Below are 21,979 nucleotides of genomic sequence, written 5' to 3'. Positions count from 1 at the left end.
CGCGCCCCGGCGAGCGCAGCGCGGCGGGTGGGGCAACCTCGAGCTCACCGAGCGTGAGCACCAGGTGCTCGTACGGCTGCGGTCGACCATGACGACGACCGAGATCGCCGCGGTCCTGTTCGTCTCGACGAACACCGTCAAGACGCACCAGCGCTCGATCTACCGCAAGCTCGGCGTCGCCGGCCGTCGCGACGCGATCCGCGTCGCCGCGGAGCGCGGCCTCCTCTAGACGGGGCCTGCGCCCTCCTCTCGACGCGGTCCGCGCCCTCAGTCCTCGGCGGGGTCCGGGACGGCGTGCGCCTCGACCAGCACGAGCCCCAGGTCGTGCAGCAGCGCGACGACGCCGGTGAGCGCCGCGGTGTCGGGCAGACGGCACGAGAGCACGGTCCCGTCGGGGGTCGCGGTGGCCACCACGTCGGCGTGCTCGCGCAGCAGCTGCTCCAGGTCGGCGCCCCCCGGCGACCCGTCCACGCGGATGTGGTAGAGCACGGCAGCTCCCTCGTCGGACCGACCGGACCAGGGTCCCGAGCAGGGGTACCGCGTGCCTCACGCCCGTCGGGTGATATGCGCGGCGGCGCCCGTCCGGCAGTCACCCGGCGCGGGTGAGGCACCGCCCGCGCGCGCCGCGCGACAGTGTCGGCGAGCGGCCCGGACCAGGGCCGACGGCGGTCGACGAGAGGGGCACGCGATGGCACGCACGGTGACGGGCTGGGTCGGCTGGGTCTGGTTCGGCGCGTTCTGCCTCCTCACCGTGGGGCTGTTCAACGTCGTGTCCGGGCTGATCGCGGTCTTCTCGGAGGACAAGGTGCTCGCGTGGTCCGGCCAGGGCGTGACGATCGTCGACGTCTCCACGTGGGGCTGGGTGCACCTGATCCTCGGCGCCGCGATGGTCGCGCTCGGGCTCGTGCTCTTCACCGGCGCCGCGTGGGCCCGCTGGACCGCGAGCGTGCTCGTCGTGCTCAACCTGGTCGCGCAGTTCGTGTCCCTGCCGATCACGCCATGGTGGTCGCTCGCGGTGATCGTGCTGGACGTCGTGGTGCTGTGGGCGCTGATCGTCCACGGCGAGGAGGTCGAGCGGGCCGTCTCCTGACGGTCCGGACGGACGAAGGGAAGGCGCACGATGACGACGTTCACCGCGTGGAAGTTCGACAGCCCCGACGGTGCCCGGCGCGCGGAGACCGCGCTCAAGGAGGCCGCGAAGGACGGGCTCGTGACGATCGTCGACCACGCGCTCGTGGAGTGGCCCGCTGACGCGGCCCGCCCGGACGTGCACCACAGCAACGACGACAAGAAGCGCGGCGCGGGCTGGGGCGCGTTCTGGGGCCTGCTGTTCGGCGGCATCTTCTTCGTCCCGCTCCTCGGTGCGGCCGCGGGCGCGGCGATCGGCTCGATCTCCAAGGCGGTCGCCGCGGTCGGGATCGACGAGGCGCAGCTCCAGACCATCCGCGAGCAGGTCACGCCCGGCACGTCGCTGCTGTGCGCGGTGACGACCGACGGCGACCTCGACCGGCTCGGCGAGCGGTTCCACGGGCTGCACTCGACGCTCGTCGCGACGAACCTCACCGAGGGCGAGCGCTCGACGCTGCTCGAGACGTTCGGCTGACGGGCCGGGTCGACACGGGGGCCCGCCGTCCGCGGCGCGGTGAACGGTCGCGGACGGCTCGGTGAACGCTGGGCGACGGTCCCGGCGCAGTCGTGCGGCGTCGTCGGTGCTCTCCCGTCGGCGGCCTACGCTGGAGGCGTGGACGGGTTCGACGGCCTTGCGCTGCTCCTCGCCGGCGGCCTCGGACTGCTGACCGGCATCGGGGCCACCCTGGCGTTCCGCGTGAGCGAGCGCGCCCAGAAGGTCCCGGTGGCGCTGCCGGAGCCCGAGCTCGACGAGGGGCTGGTGCGGGCGCTCGCGGTCCTGCGCTCGGCGGCGATCGTGCTCGACGAGGAGGACACGGTCGTGCGGGCCAGCGCGCCCGCGCACGCGCTCGGCCTGGTCCGCGACGGCCGGATCGTGCCCGCGTCCATCCGGGAGATGATCGCCGCGGTGCGGCGCGACGGCGTCATCCTCGACGAGGAGCTCGAGGTCCCGCGCGGGCCGGTCGGCTCCGGCATCCTCATGGTGCAGGTGCGCGTCGCGCAGGTGACGCCCCGCCACGTGCTCGTCCTCGCGGAGGACCTCACGCAGGCCCGCCGGATCGAGGCGATGCGCCGCGACTTCGTCGTCAACGTCTCGCACGAGCTCAAGACGCCGGTCGGTGCGCTGCAGCTCCTCGCGGAGACCGTGCACGACGCGGCGGACGACCCCGACGCGGTGCGCCGCTTCACCGACCGCATGCAGGCGGAGGCGGCCCGGCTGTCCGCGCTCGTGCACGAGATCATCGAGCTGTCCCGCCTGCAGGTCGCCGGCGCGGTCGGCCAGGTCGCGGTCGTCGACGTCGACGCGGTGCTCGCCGAGGCCGTCGACCGTGCCCGCACGCGCGCCGACGCCAAGAAGGTCCGGCTCGACATCGGCGGCGTGCACGGCACGCGCGTCCTCGGCCAGCACGACCTGCTCGTCACGGCGGTCCGCAACCTCGTGGACAACGCCGTCGCGTACTCGGGCGAGGCCGCGCACGTCGGCGTCGGCGTGCGCGAGGTCGACGGCCTGGTCGAGATCGCGGTCGTCGACGAGGGCATCGGCATCCCGGCCGCCGAGCAGGAGCGGGTGTTCGAGCGGTTCTACCGCGTCGACCCCGCGCGCTCGCGCGACACCGGCGGCACGGGCCTCGGCCTCTCGATCGTCAAGCACGTCGCCGCGGACCACGGCGGTGACGTGGCCGTCTGGTCGCAGCCCGGGCGGGGGTCGACGTTCACGATCCGCCTGCCGCGCGCGGACCTCACCAGCTCGGACGTCGTCGACCTGACGTCCACGACCATCCCCCAGGGAGACACCGTGCGGCGGAACGCCTCATGACCCGCATCCTGCTCGTCGAGGACGAGGAGTCGTACCGCGAGCCGTTGACGTACCAGCTCGAGCGCGAGGGCTACGACGTGGTCACCGCCGCGACCGGTCCCGAGGCGCTCGAGCGGTTCGAGGAGCACGGCGCCGACCTCGTCCTGCTCGACCTCATGCTGCCCGGGCTGCCCGGCACCGAGGTGTGCCGCCGCCTGCGGCTCACGAGCGACGTGCCCGTCATCATGCTCACCGCGAAGGACGACGAGATCGACAAGGTCGTCGGCCTGGAGCTCGGTGCCGACGACTACGTCACCAAGCCGTACTCGTCGCGCGAGCTGCTCGCGCGCATGCGCGCGGTGCTGCGTCGCCGGGAGGCCGCCGTCACCGCCGGTGCGACCGCGGCACCCGCGGGCCCGGTCGTCGAGGAGGAGCTGCTGGTCAGCGGCCCGGTCGAGCTCGACGTCGACCGGCACACCGTGAAGGTGCGCGGCGAGGTCGTGCCGTTCCCCCTCAAGGAGTTCGAGCTGCTCGAGATGCTGCTGCGCAACGCGGGCCGCGTCCTCACGCGCGGGCAGCTCATCGACCGCATCTGGGGCTCGGACTACGTCGGCGACACCAAGACGCTCGACGTCCACGTCAAGCGCGTGCGCGCCAAGATCGAGGAGGACCCGGCCAACCCGACCCTCCTGCTCACGGTGCGCGGCCTCGGGTACAAGCTCGAAGAGGCTTAGCCCGGCCGTCCCGTCGCCCGAGACCGTGACCTCCGCCCGAGACCGCGACATCCATGTCGCGGTCTCGTCGCGTCGTCGCAGGTTCGGCGGCACGCGGGCGTCCGATACGTCCGGGACGGCCTGACGATCAAGGCCGCCGCGCACTTCGTCGGCCACCGTTCACCCGTGGTTCACCCACCGCCGTCCGGCGCGTCACGTGGGCTTCCTACCGTCGGCCTCGCCGCGCACACCCCGGTGCCGGCACGAAAGGACGGACCACAGTGAAGCTCTCCCTCCACCGCCGCGCCGGGGCGGTCGCCCTCACCGGCGCTCTCGCCCTCGCGCTCGCGGCGTGCGGATCGGACGACCCGACCGGCTCCGGCGACGCGACCTCCGGATCCGACGAGAGCGTCAGCACCCTCAGCGGTGAGCTCAACGGCGCGGGTGCCTCGTCGCAGGAGAAGGCCATGGACGCGTGGCGCGCCGGCTTCCAGAGCGGCAATCCCGACGTCACCGTCAACTACGACCCGGTCGGCTCGGGCGGCGGTCGCACCCAGTTCCTCGAGGGCGCCGTGCAGTTCGCCGGCACCGACTCGGCGCTGAACGAGGAGGAGCTCGCCACCGCGCAGGAGACCTGCTCGGCCGAGGCGATCGACATCCCCGTGTACGTCAGCCCCATCGCCGTCGTCTTCAACCTCGAGGGCATCACCGAGCTCAACCTCTCGGCGACCACCATCGCGGGCATCTTCGAGGGCACCATCACGAGCTGGGACGCGGCCGAGATCAAGGCCGAGAACCCGGACGCGACGCTCCCCGCGGTCGCGATCACGCCCGTGCACCGCCTCGACGAGTCGGGCACGACGAAGAACTTCACCGACTGGCTCGGCAAGGCGTCGGGCGGCGTGTGGGCCCACGAGGCCGACGGCAACTGGCCGATCGAGGGCGGCGAGTCCGCGCAGGGCACGTCCGGCGTGATCCAGACGGTCCAGGGCGGCAACGGCACGATCACCTACGCCGACGAGTCGGCCGCGGGCTCGCTCGGCAAGGCGTCGATCAAGGTCGGCGAGGAGTGGGTGGCCCCGTCGGCGGACGCCGTCGCGGTCGCGCTCGACGCGTCGCCGCGGGCCGAGGGCCGTGCGGAGCACGACATCGTCATCGACATCGACCGTGAGACCACGGAGTCGGGTGCCTACCCGCTGTTCCTCGTCTCGTACGCGGTCGCGTGCCTCCAGTACGAGGACGCCGAGACGGCCGACCTGGTCAAGGGCTTCCTCGGCTACGTCGTGAGCACCGAGGGGCAGGAGGCGGCCGCGCAGGCCGCGGGCTCCGCGCCCCTGTCGGACGCGCTCGCGGCCGACGCGCAGGCTGCCGTCGAGGCGATCGCCGCCGCGTGACGGCACGCCGGTGACCGACCCGCACCGGGGGGATGCGGGTCGGTCACCGGCTCCTCGCACGTGGGGCGCCTGCGCCCGCCCCCTCTCTCAGATCAGGAGAACCGTGACCAGTACGACGAGCCCCCCGACGGCGGGCCGACGCAGCGACGGGCCGCCGTCGCGCCCCGCTCCGGCCCTGCGCCGCTCCGGCCGCGTGCGGGACCGGGGCGCGAGCCGTGTGTTCCGCTGGGCCGCGACCGGTGCGGGTGCCCTCATCCTGGTCGTCCTCGCCGCGGTCGCGGTCTTCCTCGTGCTGCGCGCGTGGCCCGCGCTCACGACGCCGGCCGCCGAGCTGACCGAGAAGATCACGTGGCTGCGCGGCGCGGACTCGCTGGCCGCGTTCGTCGGCCCGCTCGTGTTCGGCACGGTCCTCGCCGCCGCCCTCGCGCTGCTCATCGCGACGCCCATCGCGCTCGGCATCGCGCTGTTCATCTCGCACTACGCGCCGCGCCGGCTCGCGTCAGGCCTCGGCTACCTGGTCGACCTGCTGGCCGCGATCCCGTCGGTCGTCTACGGCCTGTGGGGCGCCCTGGTGCTCGCGCCGCTGGTCCAGCCGGTCTGGGCGTGGCTCAACCGGTACCTCGGCTGGATCCCGCTGTTCGGCGGCGACGTGTCGCCCACCGCGCGCGTCATCCTCACGGTCGGCCTGGTGCTGGCCGTCATGCTGCTGCCGATCATCACCGCCGTCAGCCGCGAGGTGTTCCTGCAGACGCCGCGCCTCCACGAGGAGGCGGCGCTCGCGCTCGGCGCGACCCGCTGGGAGATGATCCGCACCGCGGTGCTGCCGTTCGCGCGCTCGGGCATCATCTCCGCCGCGATGCTCGGCCTCGGGCGCGCGCTCGGCGAGACGATGGCCGTCCTGATGATCCTGTCGCCCGGGTTCCTCTACTCGTTCAAGCTGCTCGTCGCCGGTCAGCAGCAGACGATCGCCGCGAACATCGCGGCGCAGTTCCCCGAGGCCAACCCGCTGGGCGTCTCCGCGCTCATCGCGACGGGCCTCGCGCTGTTCGTCATCACGCTGCTCGTCAACATGGCCGCCCGCGCGATCGTCGCGCGCCGCAAGGACTTCTCGGGAGCCAACTGATGACCGCCGCCACCGCTCCCGTCGCCCCCGCGGGCGACGCCGACCTGCGTCGGGTGCTGTCCGCCGTCGACAAGGGCCGCCGCCGCCGCGACCGGCTCATGACGGGCCTCGTCGTCGGCGCGTTCGTCGTCGCGATGCTCCCGCTGGTCTCCGTCACGTGGACCGTGCTCGCGCACGGGATCGAGCGGTTCGACGCGTACTTCCTCACGCACTCCATGCGCGGAGTCTTCGGCGGCATGGACGCCGGCGGCATCTACCACGCGATCGTCGGCACGGTCGAGATCACGCTCTTCGCGACGCTCATCTCGGTGCCGATCGGCCTGCTCACCGCGATCTACCTCGTCGAGTACGGCCGCGGCGCGCTCGCCCGGTCGGTGACGTTCTTCGTCGACGTCATGACGGGCATCCCGTCGATCGTCGCGGGCCTGTTCGCGTACGCGCTGTTCGCCGTGATCCTCGGCCCGGGCGTCCGGATGGGCATCGTCGGGTCGGTCGCGCTGTCCGTGCTGATGATCCCGGTCGTCGTGCGGTCCTGCGAGGAGATGCTGCGGCTCGTGCCCAACGAGCTGCGCGAGGCGGCGCTCGCGCTCGGCGTGCCGCGGTGGCTCACGATCGTCAAGGTCGTGCTGCGCACCGCCGTCGCGGGCATCGGCACGGGCGTGATGATCGCGATCGCGCGCGTCATCGGCGAGACCGCCCCGCTGCTCGTCACGGTCGGCGTCATCGACTCGATCAACTTCAACCTCTTCGAGGGCCGCATGATGACGCTGCCCGTCTACGTGTACCGGCAGTACCAGCAGGGCCTCGTGCCGTGCGCGCCGGACGCCGTCGACTGCGTCGCGACCATCAACTACGACCGGGCCTGGGCCGCCGCGCTGACGCTGATCCTCATCGTCATGCTGCTCAACCTGGTCGCGCGCCTCATCACCCGCTTCTTCGCTCCCAAGAACCTCGGCTAAGGACCCCGCATGTCTCAGCGCATCGACGTCAAGGACCTCAACATCTTCTACGGCGACTTCCGCGCCGTCGCCGACATCGAGATGGCCGTCGAGCCCCGCTCGGTCACGGCCTTCATCGGCCCGTCGGGCTGCGGCAAGTCGACGTTCCTGCGGACGCTCAACCGCATGCACGAGGTCATCCCGGGCGCGCGCGTCGAGGGCACCGTCGCGATGGACGGCGTCGACCTCTACGGCAACGACATCGACCCCGTCGCGGTCCGCCGCCAGGTCGGCATGGTGTTCCAGCGCCCCAACCCTTTCCCGACGATGTCCATCGCCGAGAACGTGCTCGCGGGCGTGCGGCTCAACAACCGCCGCATCTCGAAGGGCGACGCGCAGGACCTCGTCGAGGCGTCCCTGCGCGGCGCGAACCTCTGGAACGAGGTCAAGGACCGCCTCGACCGCCCCGGCTCGGGCCTGTCCGGCGGTCAGCAGCAGCGTCTGTGCATCGCGCGCGCCATCGCCGTCAAGCCGCAGGTGCTGCTCATGGACGAGCCGTGCTCCGCGCTCGACCCGATCTCCACGCTCGCGATCGAGGACCTCATCGCCGAGCTCAAGGCGAGCTACACGATCGTCATCGTCACGCACAACATGCAGCAGGCCGCGCGCGTGTCCGACCGCACCGCGTTCTTCAACCTCGCCGGCACCGGCCAGCCCGGCCGCCTGGTCGAGATCGACGAGACGTCGACGATCTTCTCCTCGCCGCGCGAGCAGTCCACCGAGGACTACATCTCGGGCCGCTTCGGCTGACCCGTCCCGGCCGGGCACGACCCGGGACGCGCGAAGGCCCGACCGGGTGATCCGGTCGGGCCTTCGTCGTGCGTGGTGCGCAGGCGGTGCGTGGTGCACGGGCGGTGCGGGGTGCGGGTGCCGAGCGCGCCGCCCGCTGCGTCAGCCCTCGGCGGTCGCCGTCGGGGTCGGCGTGGGCTCCGCGGACGCGGTCTCGGTGGCCGTCGGAGTCGGCGTCGGGGTGGGCGTGGGGGTCGGCGTCGGGACGAGACCCGCGTACTCCGGCAGCGTGCCGTCGAGGACCGGGACGTCGAACGTCGACGCGCCCCACGTGTCCGTGCCCAGCGTCAGCGAGACGAGCCCGCCCGGGATCGTCTCGACCGCGGCGAGGCGCACGTCGGCGCGGTCGTCCCCGTCCGTGCCGTCGAGCAGCACCGTGGCGCCTGCGGGCACGTCGACCGTCGTGGGCTCGGAGCCCTCGAACGTGAACGTCACGCGCTCGTCCTCGGAGCCGTCGTTGACGAGGCCGCCGTGCAGGACGCCCGGGGCGCCGTCGCCGTCCGACAGCACCATGAGGTTGTCGCCACGGATCTCGCCGACGGTCACGCGGACGCCGTCGGACGCCGCGTACTCGTCCTGCGTCGTGATCGGGTTGGTGGCCGAGCAGCCCGCGAGCGCGAGCGCGGCGGCGGTGGCGCCGGCGATCGCGAGGAGCCGGGGGGTGCGGAGGCGGGGCGAGGTCACGATGACTCCTCGGGGCGTCGGGTGCCCCAGTGCGGGGATCCGGTCAGGTCGACGGCCGTCGCACGGCTGCGCCGGCGGGTTGCCGGCGAGCGTCGAGGACGACCGCACGGTCAGCCTAGCCGCCCGCGGGCCGCGACCGGGCGCGGCGCACGCGCGCGACCTGCCCGGGAGGAACCTACCCGGGCGTTCGCCCAGGTCGTGGGTCCGACGTCCCGCGCGTCGAGGGCGCCGGTGTGCGGTGCTGCCGACGAGCACCGCGCTGACCTGCAGTGATGCAGGTCTCACGCCGTCGGGGAGTCAAATCGGGCGTGATAAGATACACGTCTGCGAAAGGGGACGCCTGCAGATGACTTTCACTGTTGGGGAGACCGTTGTCTACCCGCACCACGGTGCAGCGTTGATCGAAGAGATCAAGACCAGGACCATCCGCGGAGAGGACAAGATCTACCTCAAGCTCAAGGTCGCCCAGGGGGACCTGACCATCGAGGTGCCGGCGGAGAACGTCGACCTCGTGGGTGTGCGTGACGTCGTGGGCCAGGAAGGCCTCGACCGCGTGTTCGAGGTGCTCCGCGCCCCGTACACGGAGGAGCCGACCAACTGGTCGCGCCGCTACAAGGCCAACCTCGAGAAGCTCGCCTCGGGCGACGTCATCAAGGTGGCCGAGGTCGTCCGTGACCTGTCGCGTCGTGACGCCGACCGCGGCCTGTCCGCGGGCGAGAAGCGCATGCTCGCCAAGGCCCGTCAGATCCTCGTCTCGGAGCTCGCGCTCGCCGAGCACACCGAGGAGGAGAAGGCCGAGGCCATCCTCGACGAGGTCCTCGCGTCCTGACCCCCGTCCAGCACGTCGGCCTCGCTCACCCCGCCCCCGCGTCCCGGTGAGCGTCGCCGCCGTCCTCACGGCCGCCGGCAGCGGTTCGCGCCTCGGCCACACGTTGCCGAAGGCCCTCGTGCCGCTCGGTGGCGAACCGCTCGTCGTGCACGCCGCACGACGGCTTCTGGCGGCCCGCACGGCCGCCGGTGAGCACGTCGTGACCCTCGTGGTCACCGCACCCGCCGACCACGTCGACACCGTCCGCTCCCTCCTCGAGGGGCTCGGTGGCGACGTGGTCGTCGTGCGTGGGGGGCCGACGCGGCAGTCGTCGGTCGCCGCCGCGCTCGACGTCCTCGCGTCCCGCGACGGCGTCGACGTCGTGCTCGTCCACGACGCCGCCCGCCCGCTCGTGCCGCCCGCCCTCGTGGCGCGCGTCGTCGAGGCCGTGCGCGCCGGGCACGACGCGGTGGTCCCCGGCGTGCCCGTGACCGACACCGTCAAGCAGGTGGGGCAGGCCGCGCCCGGTCGCGGTGCCCCCGGTGCCCCGGTCGCGGACGGGTCGCCGGCGACGGCTCCTGGCGCCGCACGCCGTGCGGCGCCTGCCGTCGTGCCCGTGGCCCTGCCCGTCGTGCGGACCGTCCCCCGAGGCGACCTGCGCGCCGTCCAGACGCCGCAGGGGTTCCGGTTCGACGTGCTCGTCGCCGCGCACGCGCACGGGTCGCACGTCGCGCACGACGAGGCGCTCGCCGCGTCCGACGACGCGGGCCTCGTCGAGCTCGCGGGCGGTCCCGTCTGGGTCGTCGAGGGGCACGAGGACGCCGCCAAGGTGACCACCGCGCGCGACCTCGCGGTCGCCGAGCTGGTCCTGTCCGCGGCTCGGGCGGGCGGCGCGGCCCCTGCCGACCTGTCCGTCGCGTCCGACCCGGCTGACGCGGCCGGCTCGCCGGACGCCGTCCCGCCGCGCGCCGACGCCGCCGCGGTCTCGACCTCCGCCACGTCCGCAGCCGAGGAGGCCCTGTGACCCCGCTGCTGCCCCGGACCGGGATCGGCGTCGACGTGCACGCCTACGACCCCGACCCCGCGCCCGACGCGGTCCTGCACCTCGCCGGGCTGGCCTGGCCGGGAGAGCGGCCGCTCGCGGGCCACTCCGACGCCGACGTCGCCGCGCACGCCGCCGCGGACGCGCTGCTCTCGGCGTCGGGCCTGGGCGACCTCGGGTCGAACTTCGGCACGTCGGAGCCGCAGTGGAAGGGCGCCGCGGGCACGACGCTCCTCGCGGAGGCCGCCCGCCGCGTGCGGGCCGCCGGCTTCGAGGTCGGCAACGTCGCCGTGCAGGTGATCGGCAACCGCCCGCGGCTCGGTCAGCGGCGCGCGGAGGCGGAGGCGGCGCTGTCGTCGGCCGCGGGAGCGCCCGTGACCGTCTCGGCCACGACGACCGACGGGCTCGGGCTGACGGGTCGTGGCGAGGGCGTCGCGGCGGTCGCGACCGCGCTCGTCGTCCCCGTCGCGGGCTGACCCGCCACGCGCGCACCCGTCTCCGGCTGACGTGCCACCAGCGCACCGGTCGCCGGCTGCCCCGCGACGGGCTCGTCCGTCGCCGGCTGACCCGCCCGCGGCTGACGGGACACGCCGGGCCACCACGACGGGACCGCGCGGGTGCTGCCGAGCAGCACGCCGCCGACCACGACGGCACCCCACGCGATCTCGACGAGCGGGGTCGGCTCGCGCAGCAGCAGCCACGACGCCGCGATGCCGGCGACCGGCACGAGCATCGAGAACGGTGCGACGGTGCTCGACGGGTGCCGGCCCATGAGCGCGGTCCACAGCCCCGACCCGAGCAGCGTGCCGATCAGCACGGTGTAGAGCAGACCGCCGATCGCGAGCAGCCCCTGCGTCGTGGCCAGGCCCTCGAACGACGCGGCGATCCGCTCCGGGCCCTCGACGACGAGCGAGGCGGCGAGCATCGGCACGGGCGGGACGACCGACATCCACAGGAGCAGCCGCAGCGGTTCCCCGGGGGCGGCGCGCATGGCGAGCCGGTTGCCGAGGTTGCCGACGGCCCAGCCGAGCCCGCCGCACAGCGTGAGCACGACGGGGAGGAGGGTCGCACCGCCGTCGAGGCCCGCGCGGTGCAGCGCGATGCCGCCGAGGCCGACGACCGCGACCGCGACGCCCAGGCCCTGTCGTGCGCTGATCCGCTCGCGCAGCAGCGCGGCCGCGAGCACGACGGTGAACGGCGCGGACGACTGGAGCACGAGCGACGCGAGCCCGGTCGGCATGCCCGAGTCCATGGCCAGGTAGAGGAACAGGAACTGCAGCACCCCGAACCCGAGGCCGTACAGCAGCACCCAGCGCCAGGGGGCGGCCGGGCGCTTGACGAGCACCACCGTCGGGACCGCGATGAGCGCGAACCGGAGCGCGACGAGGAGGAACGGCGGGAACTGCTCGAGCTGGAGGTGGATGGCCGTGAAGTTCAGCCCCCACAGCACGGCGACGAGGACGGCGAGGGCGCGGTCGCGGGCGGGCATGTCACGCAGCATGACCCGCTGGCACACTTCAGCACCATCGAGTTGTCACGACGCGACGATGCAGTCCCACTGAACAGTCAGGCGTAGGGTCGGCGGCGTGGACGCCCGCTCGCTCGAGATCCTCCGCGCCGTGCACGTCCAGGGCGGCGTGACCGCGGCTGCCGCGACGCTGCACCTGACGCCGTCGGCGGTCTCGCAGCATGTCGCCGGCCTGCAGCGCGAGGTCGGCGTCCCGTTGACCGAACGCGTCGGCCGGGGGCTGCGGCTCACGGCGGCGGGAGTCGCGCTCGCCGACGCCGCCGTCGACGTCGCTGTCGCCCTCGCACGCGCCCGCGGCGCCGTCGACGCCTACCTCGCGCGTCCGGCGGGCGTCGTGCGCGTGAGCGCGTTCCAGAGCGGCGCGCAGCTCCTCCTGCCCGGCCTGCTGAGCCGGGTCGCGGACCTCGAGGGCGTCGTCGTGGAGTGCTCGGACGAGGACGTGGCGCAGGACGACTTCGTCGCGCTCACCGACCAGGTCGACGTGGTCGTCGCGCACCGCCCGGACGACGGCCGCTCGTGGTCGGCGCCCGGCGTCGAGGTCGTGCCGCTGCTGCGCGAGCCGCTCGACGTCGCGGTCCCGCCCGACCACCCGTTCGCCCGGCGCCGGTCCGTGCCGCCCGGGGAGCTCGCGGGCGTCGACTGGGTGGCCGTCCGGGAGGGCTTCCCCGTCGCGACGGTGCTCGCCGCCGTCGCGCGCAGGTCGGGCGACGTGCCGCGCGTCGTGCACCGCATCAACGACTTCCACGTGGCCGCGTCGTTCGTCGCCGCAGGTCACGGCGTCGCGCTGCTGCCGCGATACACGTTTGGCGACGACCCGCGCGTGCGCCTGGTGCCTCTCGCGGACGTCCGGGCGGGCCGGCGCATCGACGCGCTGCTCCGTGCCGACCGCGCCGAGCGGGTCGTCGTGCGGCGCGTCCTGGACGAGCTGCGCGCGCTCGCGGACCGCATCGGCGGCCCCACCGCGTCGTGAGCGGCGGCGCCACGAACCACACGCACGGGGGCTCGCGTGGCCGCCCTGTCGTGGGATAGCGTCCCGGTTCGTGACGGAGTGGTCCGAGGAGCAGGGGCCTGCGCCAGAAGGCGTGGGAGCGCTCTCGGCTGCCCGCTCCGGGTCGTCGTCCCTCCCGCTGCGTCAACCGGGCAACCGCGTCCGGCTGCGCGTGCGCGTGCCCGCCGAGGTGCTCGAGGCGACCGAGCAGGGCCTCGCCGGCCTGGACGACGAGCACCGTCGCACGCTCGGTCAGGACGCCCCGCCGCCTGTGACGTTCTAGCGGCACCGCCGACGTCGCCTCGCGCGGCATGCGGGCGCAGGCACGCCGTGCACGCCCGGTCAGGGGATCAGGACCAGCTTGCCGCGGGCGTGACCGTCGCGGCTCTCACGGTGCGCCTCGGCGGCGTCGTCGAGCGGGAAGGTGCGCGCGACCCGCACGTCGAGCGACCCGTCCGCGGCGAGCTCCGCGAGCTGCGCGCGGGCCGCCTCCCGGACCGCGGTGCCGGGGTCGGCACCCGGCCCGCCGCCGAGCGCGGTGATGCCGAGCTCGGCCGCGCGGCCGAAGCCGGCGATGGTCGCGACGCGGTGGCGGTCGGCCACGACGGCGACGGACACGTCGAGCGCCTCGTCCGACCCGACGGTGTCGATCGCGACGGTCACCGGGCCCGTCGTCCGCTCGATCTCGCGGACGCGGTCCAGCAGCCCGGGACCGTGCGCGACGGGGACCGCGCCGAGCTCCCGCAGGTCGTCGTGCGTCGCGGGCGACCCGGTCGCGACGACCCGGGCGCCGCGCAGGCCCGCGAGCTGCACCGCCATGCGGCCGACGCCGCCCGAGCCGCCGTGCACGAGGACGACGTCGCCGTCGTGCGTGCCGGTCGCGGAGAGGGTGTGCACCGCGGTCGTCCCGGCGAGCAGCAGCCCCGACGCGGCGGCCCAGTCGAGCGTCTGCGGCCGGCGGCACGTGACCTGCTCGGACACCTCGAGGTGCGACGCGTACCCGCCGGTGACGCGCCAGGCGATCACCTCGTCACCCGGGGTGAGCCAGCGCACCGACGGTCCGACGGCGGTGACGACGCCCGCGACCTCGAGGCCGAGCCGGATCGGCAGCCTGGAGGGGTCGTTGCCGGGCCCGGCGGCGTACATCTTCCAGTCGATCGGGTTGACCGCGGCGGCCCTCACCTCGAGGAGCACGTTGCCCGGTCCGGGGTCCGTCGGTGCCGTCTCGACGGTGCGGAGCACCTCCGGCCCACCGAACGCGGTCGCGACGACAGCCCTGCTCGTGACACTCACCCGGCACAGCCTGCACCGGTCACCCGTTCGCCGCCAGGGTTGATGCGTCCGCATGCACACCATCACCCGCGCGGGTGACCTGACCCGTCCCGACCTGGTCGGACGTCCAGCGCGGGTCGCTCAGGCCGCGCGCGGTGCCCGCTCGTCGTGGGGCACGGGACCGAGCACCTGGTCGAGGTACGCGTTGCTGAACGTGCCGCCCGGGTCGGCCTCCGCACGCACCCGCTGGGCGTCGCACAGCCGCGGGTAGACGCGTGCGAGCGCCTCGGAGTCGAGCCAGTGCAGCTTGCCCCAGTGCGGGCGGCCACCGACCTGCGCGGCGATCCGCTCGACCGCCGTGAAGTAGCGCGTGTAGGGCAGGTGGGCGTTCTGGTGGACCGCGACGTAGGCCGTCGGGCGGCCGTGCGCGGTCGACAGCCACAGGTCGTCGGCGGCGGCGAACCGCACCTCGACCGGGAAGGGGAGGCGCTCGCCCGACGCCTCGATCCACGCGTCGACCTCGGCGAGCACGTCGGCGACGCTCTCGCGCGGGACGGCGTACTCCATCTCCCGGAAGCGCACGCGGCGCGGCGAGACGAACACCTCGGCCGACGGGGCGGTGTAGCGGCGGGCGGACAGCGCGCGGCTGCTGAGCTGGTTGATGCCGACGGTCGCGGGCGGCACGAGCGTCGCGATGCGGTTGGTCAGCGCGAACATCGCGTTGGAGAGCAGCTCGTCGTCGATCCACGAGCGCACGGGGCTCAGCGGCCGGACGACGTCGTCGGGAACCCGGTTGTTGCGCTTGGTGAGGGCGCGCCGCGTGTGCGGGAACCAGTAGAACTCGAAGTGGTCGTTGCCGTCGACGAGGCCGTCGGGACCCTCGAGCTCGTCGAGCACGCGGTCGAGCGGCCACGGCTCCTCGCGCGCCTCGAGGCGGAACGCGGGCACGACCTCGAGCGTCACGGCCGCCAGCACGCCGACGCTGCCGAGCCCGAGGCGGGCGAGCTCGAACAGCTCGGGGTGACGCGTGGGGGACACCTCGACCACGTCGCCGTCGGCGAGGACCAGGCGTGCGCCGACGACCTGCGTCGCGAGGCCGCCGAGCCGTGAGCCCGTGCCGTGCGTGCCGGTCGAGACGGCGCCGGCGATCGACTGCTTGTCGATGTCGCCGAGGTTGCGCATCGCGAGGCCGTGCTGCGCGAGGAGCGTGTTGAGCGCGCGCAGCCGGATCCCGGCGCCGACCGTCACGTGGGTCGTGCCGTCGGGCTGCGGGGCGACACGCTCGAGCGCGTCGATCGCGTCCAGGTGAACCTGCACGCCGTCCGTGACCGCGGCGGGGGTGAAGGAGTGGCCGCCGCCGACCGCGCGCACGCGCAGGCCGGTGTGCGCCGCGGCGCGGACCGTCGCGACGAGTTCGCCCAGGTCACGGGGGTGCGCCACGCTGCGCGGCGTCGCGTGCGCGGTGCGGGCCCAGTTCTGCCAGGGCGTGGCGGCCGACGTCTTGCCCATCGTGGACAACGGTCCTCCTGGTCGGTTGTCCAAGTCAAGTGCGTACATACCTTGACTATCGTCACGACTGACATTGAGATATGGCGTGGGGAGACGCGACGGGACCCTCGACGCAACCGGCGGTCGGGCCGGTGAGGGCACGTCGCATCGAGGGAGGGGACCCGGATGAACCGCTTGCCCGTCGCCGAGAGGCGCGAGCAGCTGATCGAGGCTGCGCTGACCGTCGCCAGCCGCGACGGCATCGACGCCGCGACCGTGCGCGCCATCGCCGCCGAGGCAGGCGTCTCGCTCGGCGTCGTGCACTACTGCTTCCAGGACAAGGACGAGCTGCTGCGGTCCATGGCGCACGCCATCACCGCGCAGAACCTCGCCCGCAGCCTCGACGACCTGCCCGAGGGTGCGGACGTCGCGGTCATCGTGGGTGCCGTCCTCGACGCGCTGTGGGACACCATCGCGTCCGCGCGCGGCCCGCAGCTGCTCTCGTACGAGCTCACGACGTCGTCGCTGCGCCACGCCGAGCTCAACCAGGTCGCGATCGAGCAGTACCGCGGCCAGTGGTCGGCGGCCGAGCAGGTGCTCGAGCTCGTCGAGAAGGCCGCGCACGTCGGCTGGACCGTGCCGCGTGCGCACGTCGCGCGGGCCGTCGTCGCCGTCGTCGACGGGTTCTCGCTCGCGTGGCTCGTCGACGGGGACTCGGAGGCCGCGCGGCGCGGTCTGCAGGGCTTCGGGCAGTACCTCGCGACCATGGCCGTGCCCGTCGAGCTCGCCCCGGAGGCGCTCGACCACGGCCTGCCGCCCGGCGCGTCCGCGCGCGCGGACCAGCAGACGACCGCGTGAGCGCCGAGGCCAGGGGGAGCAGCAGCACGGTCACGACGGCGGCCCGGCGCGCCCGGGTCGCGACGTCCGGCGGGTTCGCCACCCAGGGGTTCGTCTACGCGCTCCTGCTCACCAGCCTCGAGCAGTTCAAGGACCGGTACGGCGTCGACGACGGGCAGATCACCCTCGTCGTGCTCGGCGTGTGCGCGCTCGCCGCCGTGGGCACGCTCGTCGCCGACCGGGTCGCACGCGGGCGTGCGGGCAGCCGCGGGGCGCTCGCGTCCGGCCTGTGCGTGCTCGTCGCCGCCGTCGCCGTCGTGTCGGCCGCGCCGACGTTCGCGGTGCTGGCCCTCGGGTTCGCCGTCTACGGGCTCGGGCTCGGGCTCGTCGACGCCGGCACCAACATGCAGGCCGTCTCCGTCCAGCGCGTCTACGGGCGGTCGCTGCTCACGGGCTTCTACGCCGCGTGGTCCGTCGGCGGGATCGCCGGCGCCGTGCTCGTGTCCGTGACCGCCGGGCGGACGCCCCTCGAGCCCGTCGCGTACGTGCTGTGGTCGGGCATCCTCGTCGCCTCGCTCGCGGCCGTCCTCGTCGCCGCCGCCGGGTGGCGTCGTGACCGGTCGGGCGAGCCTGCGTCCGACGCGTCGACGGACGTCGCCGGACGCGTCCCGTGGGGTCCCGTCCTGCTCCTCGGGCTCGGCGTCGTCGCGTACTACGTCGCCGACACCGCCGTCTCGACCTGGTCGACCATCTACCTGGGCGACGTCCTCGACGCGACGGCACGGATCGCCCCGCTCGGGTACGCCGCGTACCTCGCGACGACGCTCGTCTCGCGCGTCGCGGGCGACCCGCTGGTCCGCCGGCACGGGCGCGCCGCGGTCGTCCGCGTCGCGGCCGTCGTCGGTGCGACCGGGCTCGTGCTCGTCGTCGTCGCGCCGGGCACCCCCGTCGCGCTGCTCGGGTTCGCCGTCACCGGCGCCGGCCTCGGCGTCGTCGCGCCGCTGTGCTTCTCGGCCGCCGGCGCGCTCGCGCCCGGGCACGCCGACGCCGTCGTCGCGCGGCTCAACATCTTCAACTACGTCGGCGCGGTCCTCGGCGGGGTGCTCGTCGGCGCGATCGGCTCCGGGTCGACGCTGCGCGCCGGGTTCGTCGTGCCCGTGCTGCTCGTCGTCGCCGTCGCGGTGGTCGCGCCGCGGTTCGGACGGCGCAGCGCGGACGACGGCGGCGACAGCGCGGGCGGCGTCGGCGCGAGCGGCGTCGACACGGGAGCCCACGCAGGCGACTCGGCCACGTCGGTCGGCCCGGTCACGGCCTCGGGCGGCGTCGTGCCCACGGACGAGGCGTCCCGGTGACCGGCACCGCCCGCGGCACCGTCCCGCCCACGTCCCCCTCCACCACCGCGACCGTCCGCACCGCCGACGCGTCGGCGCCGGCGACGGGCACGCTCGGGGTGCGGCTCGACGAGGCGACGCGCGGCCTCCCGGCACCGCTCGCGGTGGTCGACCTCGACGCGCTCGACGCCAACGCGACCGACCTGGTCCACCGGGCGGGCGGGACGCCGGTCCGCGTCGCGTCGAAGTCCGTCCGCGTGCGCCACGTCCTGCACGACGTCCTTGCCCGGCCCGGGTTCGCGGGTGTCATGGCGTACTCGGTGCGTGAGGCGGTGTGGCTGGCGCGCGAGGGCGTCGACGACGTGCTGCTCGGCTACCCGAGCGTCGACACGGGTGCGCTGGACGAGCTCGCCGCCGACCCGCGCGCCGCGGCGGCCGTCACGCTCATGGTCGACGACGTCGCGCAGGCGGACCTCGCCGCGGCCGCGGCCCGCGCGCACGGGACGACGCTGCGCGTGTGCCTCGACGTCGACGCGTCGCTCCGCGTGCGGCTCGGCCCGCTGCGCGCGCACCTCGGCGTCCGCCGCTCCCCGGTGCACTCCGCCGCCGACGCCGCCGTGCTCGCCGCCGCCGTCGAGGCCCGCGGGCCGCTCGTCGTGCGCGGCGTCATGTTCTACGAGGCGCAGGTCGCAGGCCTGCCCGACACCAGCCCCGCCGTCCGGGCCGTGAAGCGGCTGTCCGTCGCCGACCTCGCGGTCCGCCGTGCCGCCGTCGTCGAGGCCGTGCAGGACGCCGTGGGGCACTCGCTCGACCTCGTGAACTCGGGCGGGTCCGGGTCGGTCGAGACGAGCGTCTCCGACGCCACCGTCACCGAGGTCACCGCCGGCTCGGGCCTGTTCGTGCCGACGCTCTTCGACCGGTACCGCGCGTTCGAGCCGCGTCCCGCCGCGTTCTTCGGCCTCGACGTCGTCCGCGTCCCCGGGCCCGGCTGGGCGACCGTGTTCGGTGGCGGGTACGTCGCGTCCGGCCCGGCCGTGAAGACGCGTCTGCCGCGTCCCGTGTGGCCGGGCGGGCTCGCGCTCACCAGCCGTGAGGGTGCGGGCGAGGTGCAGACGCCGCTGCGGCTGTCGTCGGGCGCCGACCTGCGCGTCGGGGACCGCGTGTGGTTCCGGCACGCCAAGGCCGGCGAGGTCATGGAGCGGTTCTCCGACGTGCACCTCGTGCGCGGCACGTCCGTCGAGGCGACCGTGCCGACGTACCGGGGCGAGGGGCGCACCTTCGGCTGAGCGCGGCCGCGACGTCCGGTCCGCCCGGACGGTGGTGCGGCGTCCCGTCGAGCGGCCACGTCGGGCGCCCCGGCCGAGCGGGCCTGCGGGGACCGACCCCGCGTGAGCAGCCGGTGCTCGTCGGTCGGGGAGTCGCTGCGTGCTGTTCCAGGCGACGACCTGCGGTCGTCACCTTCCACGTCACTCCGCGCCTCCCCTCCGTCCCCGTACGATGACGGGCGTGACCCTGCGCCTGTTCGACACCGCGACCCGCACGGTGCGCGACTTCGTCCCGCTCACCGCGGGCGAGGTCGGCATCTACCTGTGCGGCGCGACCGTCCAGGCGCCCCCGCACATCGGCCACGTCCGGTCCGGCGTCGCGTTCGACGTGCTGGTGCGCTGGCTGCGCCGCACGGGCCACCGCGTCACGCTGGTCCGCAACGTCACCGACATCGACGACAAGATCCTCGCCAAGGCCGCCGACGCGGGCGAGCCGTGGTGGGCGTGGGCGGCGACGAACGAGCGCGCGTTCACGGCCGCGTACGACGCGCTCGGTGTCCTGCCGCCGACGTACGAGCCGCGCGCCACCGGGCACGTCCCTGCCATGGTCGAGCTCGTCGACCGGCTCGTCGACGCAGGCCACGCGTACACGACCGGCCCGGGCGACGTGTGGTTCGACGTCCGCTCGTACCCGGAGTACGGCGCTCTCACCAACCAGCGGGTCGACGACATGGTCCCCGCCCCCGACGACGCGTCGGGCATCAGCAAGCGCGACGCGCGGGACTTCGCGCTCTGGAAGTCGCCGAAGCCGGGCGAGCCCACGAGCGCGTCGTGGGACACCCCGTGGGGCCGTGCGCGACCGGGCTGGCACCTCGAGTGCTCCGCGATGGCGCGGCGGTACCTCGGCGACGCGTTCGACATCCACGGCGGCGGGCTCGACCTGCGGTTCCCGCACCACGAGAACGAGCAGGCGCAGTCGCGCGCCGCCGGGTACGGGTTCGCGCAGTACTGGCTGCACAACGGCTGGGTCACGCAGGGCGGCGCGAAGATGAGCAAGTCGCTCGGCAACGGGCTGCTCGTCGACGTCGTGCTCCAGGGCGTGCGTGCCGCGGTGCTCCGGTACGCGCTCACGGCCGTGCAGTACCGGTCGATGCTCGAGTGGACCGACGACTCGCTGCGCGAGGCCGAGGCGACGTGGGACCGGCTCGCCGGGTTCGTCGAGCGCGCGGCCGAGAAGGTCGGCGCCGCCGACCTCGACGAGGTCGCCAAGGCCGACCTGCCCGACGCGTTCGTCGCCGCGATGGACGACGACCTCAACGTGCCCGCCGCGCTCGCGGTCGTGCACGAGCACCTGCGGCTCGGCAACGGCGCGCTCGCGTCGGGCGACCTGGTCGTGGCCCGGACCGAGATGGTCGCGCTGCGCGCGATGCTCGACGTCCTGGGCCTCGACCCGGGCAGCCCGCAGTGGGCTGGGCGGGGCGGCGACGAGCGGTACGCACGCGCCCTCGACGCGGTCGTCGCCGGGCAGCTCGAGGCCCGCGCCCAGGCGCGCGCCGACCGCGACTTCGCGACCGCCGACGCGATCCGCGACCGCCTCGCGGCCGCCGGGGTCGTCGTCGAGGACTCGCCGACGGGGGCCCGCTGGTCCCTGCGACCCGAGGGCTGACCGCCACCCCGCTGCGGCCGCCGCCGCCCGACCGGAACCGCGCGGGCCCGACCCGCACCAGACGTTCGCACCACCAGACGTAGGAGACAGCACCCATGGCCGGCAACTCCCAGCGCCGAGGCGCCACCCGCAAGCCGGGGTCCAAGAAGGGCGCGTCCGTCGGCACCGGCGGGCACGGCCGCAAGTCGCTCGAGGGCAAGGGGCCGACGCCCAAGGCGGAGGACCGCCCGTACCACGCGGCGTACAAGAAGAAGGTCGCCGCGGAGAAGCGCACGGTCGCGGGCCAGGGCCGCTCGGGTCAGCGCTCGGCGTCCGCGTCGCGCAGCGCGGGCGGGGGCCGCGGCGGCCGGACGTCGTCGACGCACGAGATCGTCTCCGGGCGGAACTCCGTCGTCGAGGCGCTGCGGGCCGGCATCCCGGTGTCGACCGTGTACCTCGCGGCACGGCTCGAGGCCGACGACCGCACGCGCGAGATCGTCTCGACCGCCGCCGAGTCCGGCTACCCGCTGCTCGAGGTCAGCCGCACCGAGCTCGACCGGCTCACCGACGGGTCCGTGCACCAGGGCGTCGCGATCCAGGTGCCGCCGTACGCGTACGCCGACGACGAGGACCTGCTCGACGCCGCCGAGGCGTCCGAGCAGCCTGCGCTCGTCGTCGCGCTCGACGGCGTGACCGACCCGCGCAACCTCGGCGCCGTGCTCCGGTCCGCGGGCGCGTTCGGTGCGCACGGCGTGCTCGTGCCCGAGCGTCGCGCCGCGGGTGTCACGGCCTCGGCGTGGAAGGTGTCCGCCGGTGCCGCGGCGCGCGTGCCCGTCGCGCGCGTGAAGAACCTGGTCCGGACCCTGCAGGCGTACCGCGAGGCGGGCGTGTTCGTCGTCGGGCTCGACGGCGGCGGCGACGTCGCGATCGGCGACGTCGCGTTCGCCGAGGACCCGCTCGTGCTCGTCGTCGGCTCCGAGGGCAAGGGCCTGTCCCGGCTCGTGCGCGAGCAGTGCGACGCGATCGCGTCCATCCCGATCGCGTCGGCCGTCGAGTCGCTCAACGCGGGAGTCGCCGCGGGGATCGCGCTCTACGAGGTCGCCCGCCGCCGCGCGTCGTAACCCGTACCCACGGGCTTGACGGCAGGCGCT

Annotated in this window: 23 protein-coding genes and 1 pseudogene; 19 read left to right on the top strand and 5 right to left on the bottom strand. The window is 74.6% G+C overall.

The features are described from left to right. A partial coding sequence (locus CTKZ_RS03685) for a response regulator transcription factor (RefSeq protein WP_148090453.1) occupies window positions 1-229 on the top strand: 229 nt, incomplete at its 5' end. Between the two features lie 38 nt (window positions 230-267). On the opposite strand, the gene CTKZ_RS03680 is transcribed toward CTKZ_RS03685, so the two are convergent. Then, entirely contained in the window at window positions 268-489 is a 222-nt protein-coding gene (locus CTKZ_RS03680) for a DUF8691 family protein (RefSeq protein WP_124341666.1), read from the bottom strand. A 199-nt stretch (window positions 490-688) separates the two neighbouring features. On the opposite strand from CTKZ_RS03680, the gene CTKZ_RS03675 reads away from it, so the two are divergent. From CTKZ_RS03675 to pstB, 8 genes are all read left to right on the top strand, one after another. Further along, entirely contained in the window at window positions 689-1,090 is a 402-nt protein-coding gene (locus CTKZ_RS03675) for a DUF7144 family membrane protein (protein WP_124341665.1), read from the top strand. A gap of 30 nt (window positions 1,091-1,120) precedes the next feature. Then, window positions 1,121-1,603, top strand: coding sequence for a DUF1269 domain-containing protein (locus CTKZ_RS03670; RefSeq protein WP_124341664.1), 483 nt, complete (start codon window positions 1,121-1,123; stop codon window positions 1,601-1,603). A 138-nt stretch (window positions 1,604-1,741) separates the two neighbouring features. Further along, complete coding sequence (locus tag CTKZ_RS03665; protein ID WP_124341663.1) at window positions 1,742-2,944, top strand: sensor histidine kinase; 1,203 nt, start codon at window positions 1,742-1,744, stop codon at window positions 2,942-2,944. Further along, complete coding sequence (locus CTKZ_RS03660; protein WP_124341662.1) at window positions 2,941-3,657, top strand: response regulator; 717 nt, start codon at window positions 2,941-2,943, stop codon at window positions 3,655-3,657. Before CTKZ_RS03665 ends, CTKZ_RS03660 begins: the two co-directional genes overlap by 4 nt. A gap of 260 nt (window positions 3,658-3,917) precedes the next feature. Beyond that, window positions 3,918-5,030 carry a phosphate ABC transporter substrate-binding protein PstS gene (locus CTKZ_RS03655; protein WP_124341661.1) on the top strand — a complete coding sequence of 371 codons (1,113 nt, stop codon included), beginning with the start codon at window positions 3,918-3,920 and terminating at the stop codon, window positions 5,028-5,030. Between the two features lie 103 nt (window positions 5,031-5,133). Continuing rightward, window positions 5,134-6,153 carry a phosphate ABC transporter permease subunit PstC gene (gene pstC, locus CTKZ_RS03650; protein ID WP_124341660.1) on the top strand — a complete coding sequence of 340 codons (1,020 nt, stop codon included), beginning with the start codon at window positions 5,134-5,136 and terminating at the stop codon, window positions 6,151-6,153. Further along, a complete protein-coding gene (gene pstA, locus CTKZ_RS03645; protein ID WP_124341659.1) occupies window positions 6,153-7,112 on the top strand; it encodes a phosphate ABC transporter permease PstA in 960 nt (319 codons plus the stop codon). Before pstC ends, pstA begins: the two co-directional genes overlap by 1 nt. A gap of 9 nt (window positions 7,113-7,121) precedes the next feature. Then, a complete protein-coding gene (gene pstB / locus CTKZ_RS03640; RefSeq protein WP_124341658.1) occupies window positions 7,122-7,901 on the top strand; it encodes a phosphate ABC transporter ATP-binding protein PstB in 780 nt (259 codons plus the stop codon). A gap of 141 nt (window positions 7,902-8,042) precedes the next feature. On the opposite strand, the gene CTKZ_RS03635 is transcribed toward pstB, so the two are convergent. Next, entirely contained in the window at window positions 8,043-8,624 is a 582-nt protein-coding gene (locus tag CTKZ_RS03635; RefSeq protein WP_124341657.1) for a hypothetical protein, read from the bottom strand. Between the two features lie 346 nt (window positions 8,625-8,970). Between CTKZ_RS03635 and CTKZ_RS03630 the strand changes: the two genes are divergently transcribed. From CTKZ_RS03630 to ispF, 3 genes are read left to right on the top strand one after another with little or no spacing between them, the layout of a single operon-like run. Beyond that, window positions 8,971-9,453, top strand: a complete 483-nt coding sequence (locus tag CTKZ_RS03630) for a CarD family transcriptional regulator (protein ID WP_013769765.1) — start codon at window positions 8,971-8,973, stop codon at window positions 9,451-9,453. A gap of 46 nt (window positions 9,454-9,499) precedes the next feature. Beyond that, on the top strand, window positions 9,500-10,456 hold the full coding sequence (locus tag CTKZ_RS03625) for an IspD/TarI family cytidylyltransferase (protein ID WP_124341656.1): 957 nt from the start codon (window positions 9,500-9,502) through the stop codon (window positions 10,454-10,456). Continuing rightward, entirely contained in the window at window positions 10,453-10,950 is a 498-nt protein-coding gene (gene ispF, locus CTKZ_RS03620; protein WP_124341655.1) for a 2-C-methyl-D-erythritol 2,4-cyclodiphosphate synthase, read from the top strand. The genes CTKZ_RS03625 and ispF overlap by 4 nt, the downstream gene beginning before the upstream one ends. Before the next feature lie 209 nt (window positions 10,951-11,159). Here the strand turns inward: ispF and CTKZ_RS03615 are convergent. Next, window positions 11,160-11,963: pseudogene (locus CTKZ_RS03615) on the bottom strand (EamA family transporter); the annotation flags it as partial. 97 nt (window positions 11,964-12,060) lie between these two features. Here CTKZ_RS03615 and CTKZ_RS03610 point away from each other — a divergent pair. After that, window positions 12,061-12,972: a LysR family transcriptional regulator gene (locus CTKZ_RS03610; protein ID WP_124341654.1), complete on the top strand. Its 912-nt coding sequence runs from the start codon at window positions 12,061-12,063 to the stop codon at window positions 12,970-12,972. 70 nt (window positions 12,973-13,042) lie between these two features. Then, a complete protein-coding gene (locus CTKZ_RS03605) occupies window positions 13,043-13,273 on the top strand; it encodes a hypothetical protein (protein ID WP_124341653.1) in 231 nt (76 codons plus the stop codon). A 59-nt stretch (window positions 13,274-13,332) separates the two neighbouring features. Here the strand turns inward: CTKZ_RS03605 and CTKZ_RS03600 are convergent, their stop codons facing one another. Then, window positions 13,333-14,283, bottom strand: a complete 951-nt coding sequence (locus CTKZ_RS03600; protein WP_124341652.1) for a quinone oxidoreductase family protein — start codon at window positions 14,281-14,283, stop codon at window positions 13,333-13,335. 120 nt (window positions 14,284-14,403) lie between these two features. After that, window positions 14,404-15,771, bottom strand: coding sequence for a D-arabinono-1,4-lactone oxidase (locus CTKZ_RS03595; protein ID WP_124341669.1), 1,368 nt, complete (start codon window positions 15,769-15,771; stop codon window positions 14,404-14,406). A 165-nt stretch (window positions 15,772-15,936) separates the two neighbouring features. Between CTKZ_RS03595 and CTKZ_RS03590 the strand changes: the two genes are divergently transcribed. The 5 genes from CTKZ_RS03590 (at window position 15,937) to rlmB (ending at window position 21,949) form a co-directional block, all read left to right on the top strand. Further along, on the top strand, window positions 15,937-16,608 hold the full coding sequence (locus tag CTKZ_RS03590; protein WP_124341651.1) for a TetR/AcrR family transcriptional regulator: 672 nt from the start codon (window positions 15,937-15,939) through the stop codon (window positions 16,606-16,608). After that, window positions 16,605-17,939 carry an MFS transporter gene (locus tag CTKZ_RS03585; RefSeq protein ID WP_124341650.1) on the top strand — a complete coding sequence of 445 codons (1,335 nt, stop codon included), beginning with the start codon at window positions 16,605-16,607 and terminating at the stop codon, window positions 17,937-17,939. Before CTKZ_RS03590 ends, CTKZ_RS03585 begins: the two co-directional genes overlap by 4 nt. After that, complete coding sequence (locus tag CTKZ_RS03580) at window positions 17,936-19,204, top strand: alanine racemase (protein WP_371852316.1); 1,269 nt, start codon at window positions 17,936-17,938, stop codon at window positions 19,202-19,204. The genes CTKZ_RS03585 and CTKZ_RS03580 overlap by 4 nt, the downstream gene beginning before the upstream one ends. A gap of 220 nt (window positions 19,205-19,424) precedes the next feature. After that, window positions 19,425-20,849 (top strand): cysteine--tRNA ligase, encoded by a 1,425-nt coding sequence (gene cysS, locus CTKZ_RS03575; protein WP_124341649.1) that lies wholly within the window; start codon window positions 19,425-19,427, stop codon window positions 20,847-20,849. Window positions 20,850-20,944: 95 nt separating this feature from the next. Further along, entirely contained in the window at window positions 20,945-21,949 is a 1,005-nt protein-coding gene (gene rlmB, locus CTKZ_RS03570; protein WP_124341648.1) for a 23S rRNA (guanosine(2251)-2'-O)-methyltransferase RlmB, read from the top strand. The last annotated feature ends 30 nt before the right edge of the window (window positions 21,950-21,979 follow it).

The sequence above is a fragment of the Cellulomonas algicola genome (assembly GCF_003851725.1).
In the GTDB taxonomy this organism is placed as follows: domain Bacteria; phylum Actinomycetota; class Actinomycetes; order Actinomycetales; family Cellulomonadaceae; genus Cellulomonas; species Cellulomonas algicola.
Note: the sequence above shows the minus strand (reverse complement) of the source record. Positions and strands in the feature narration are given on the sequence as shown.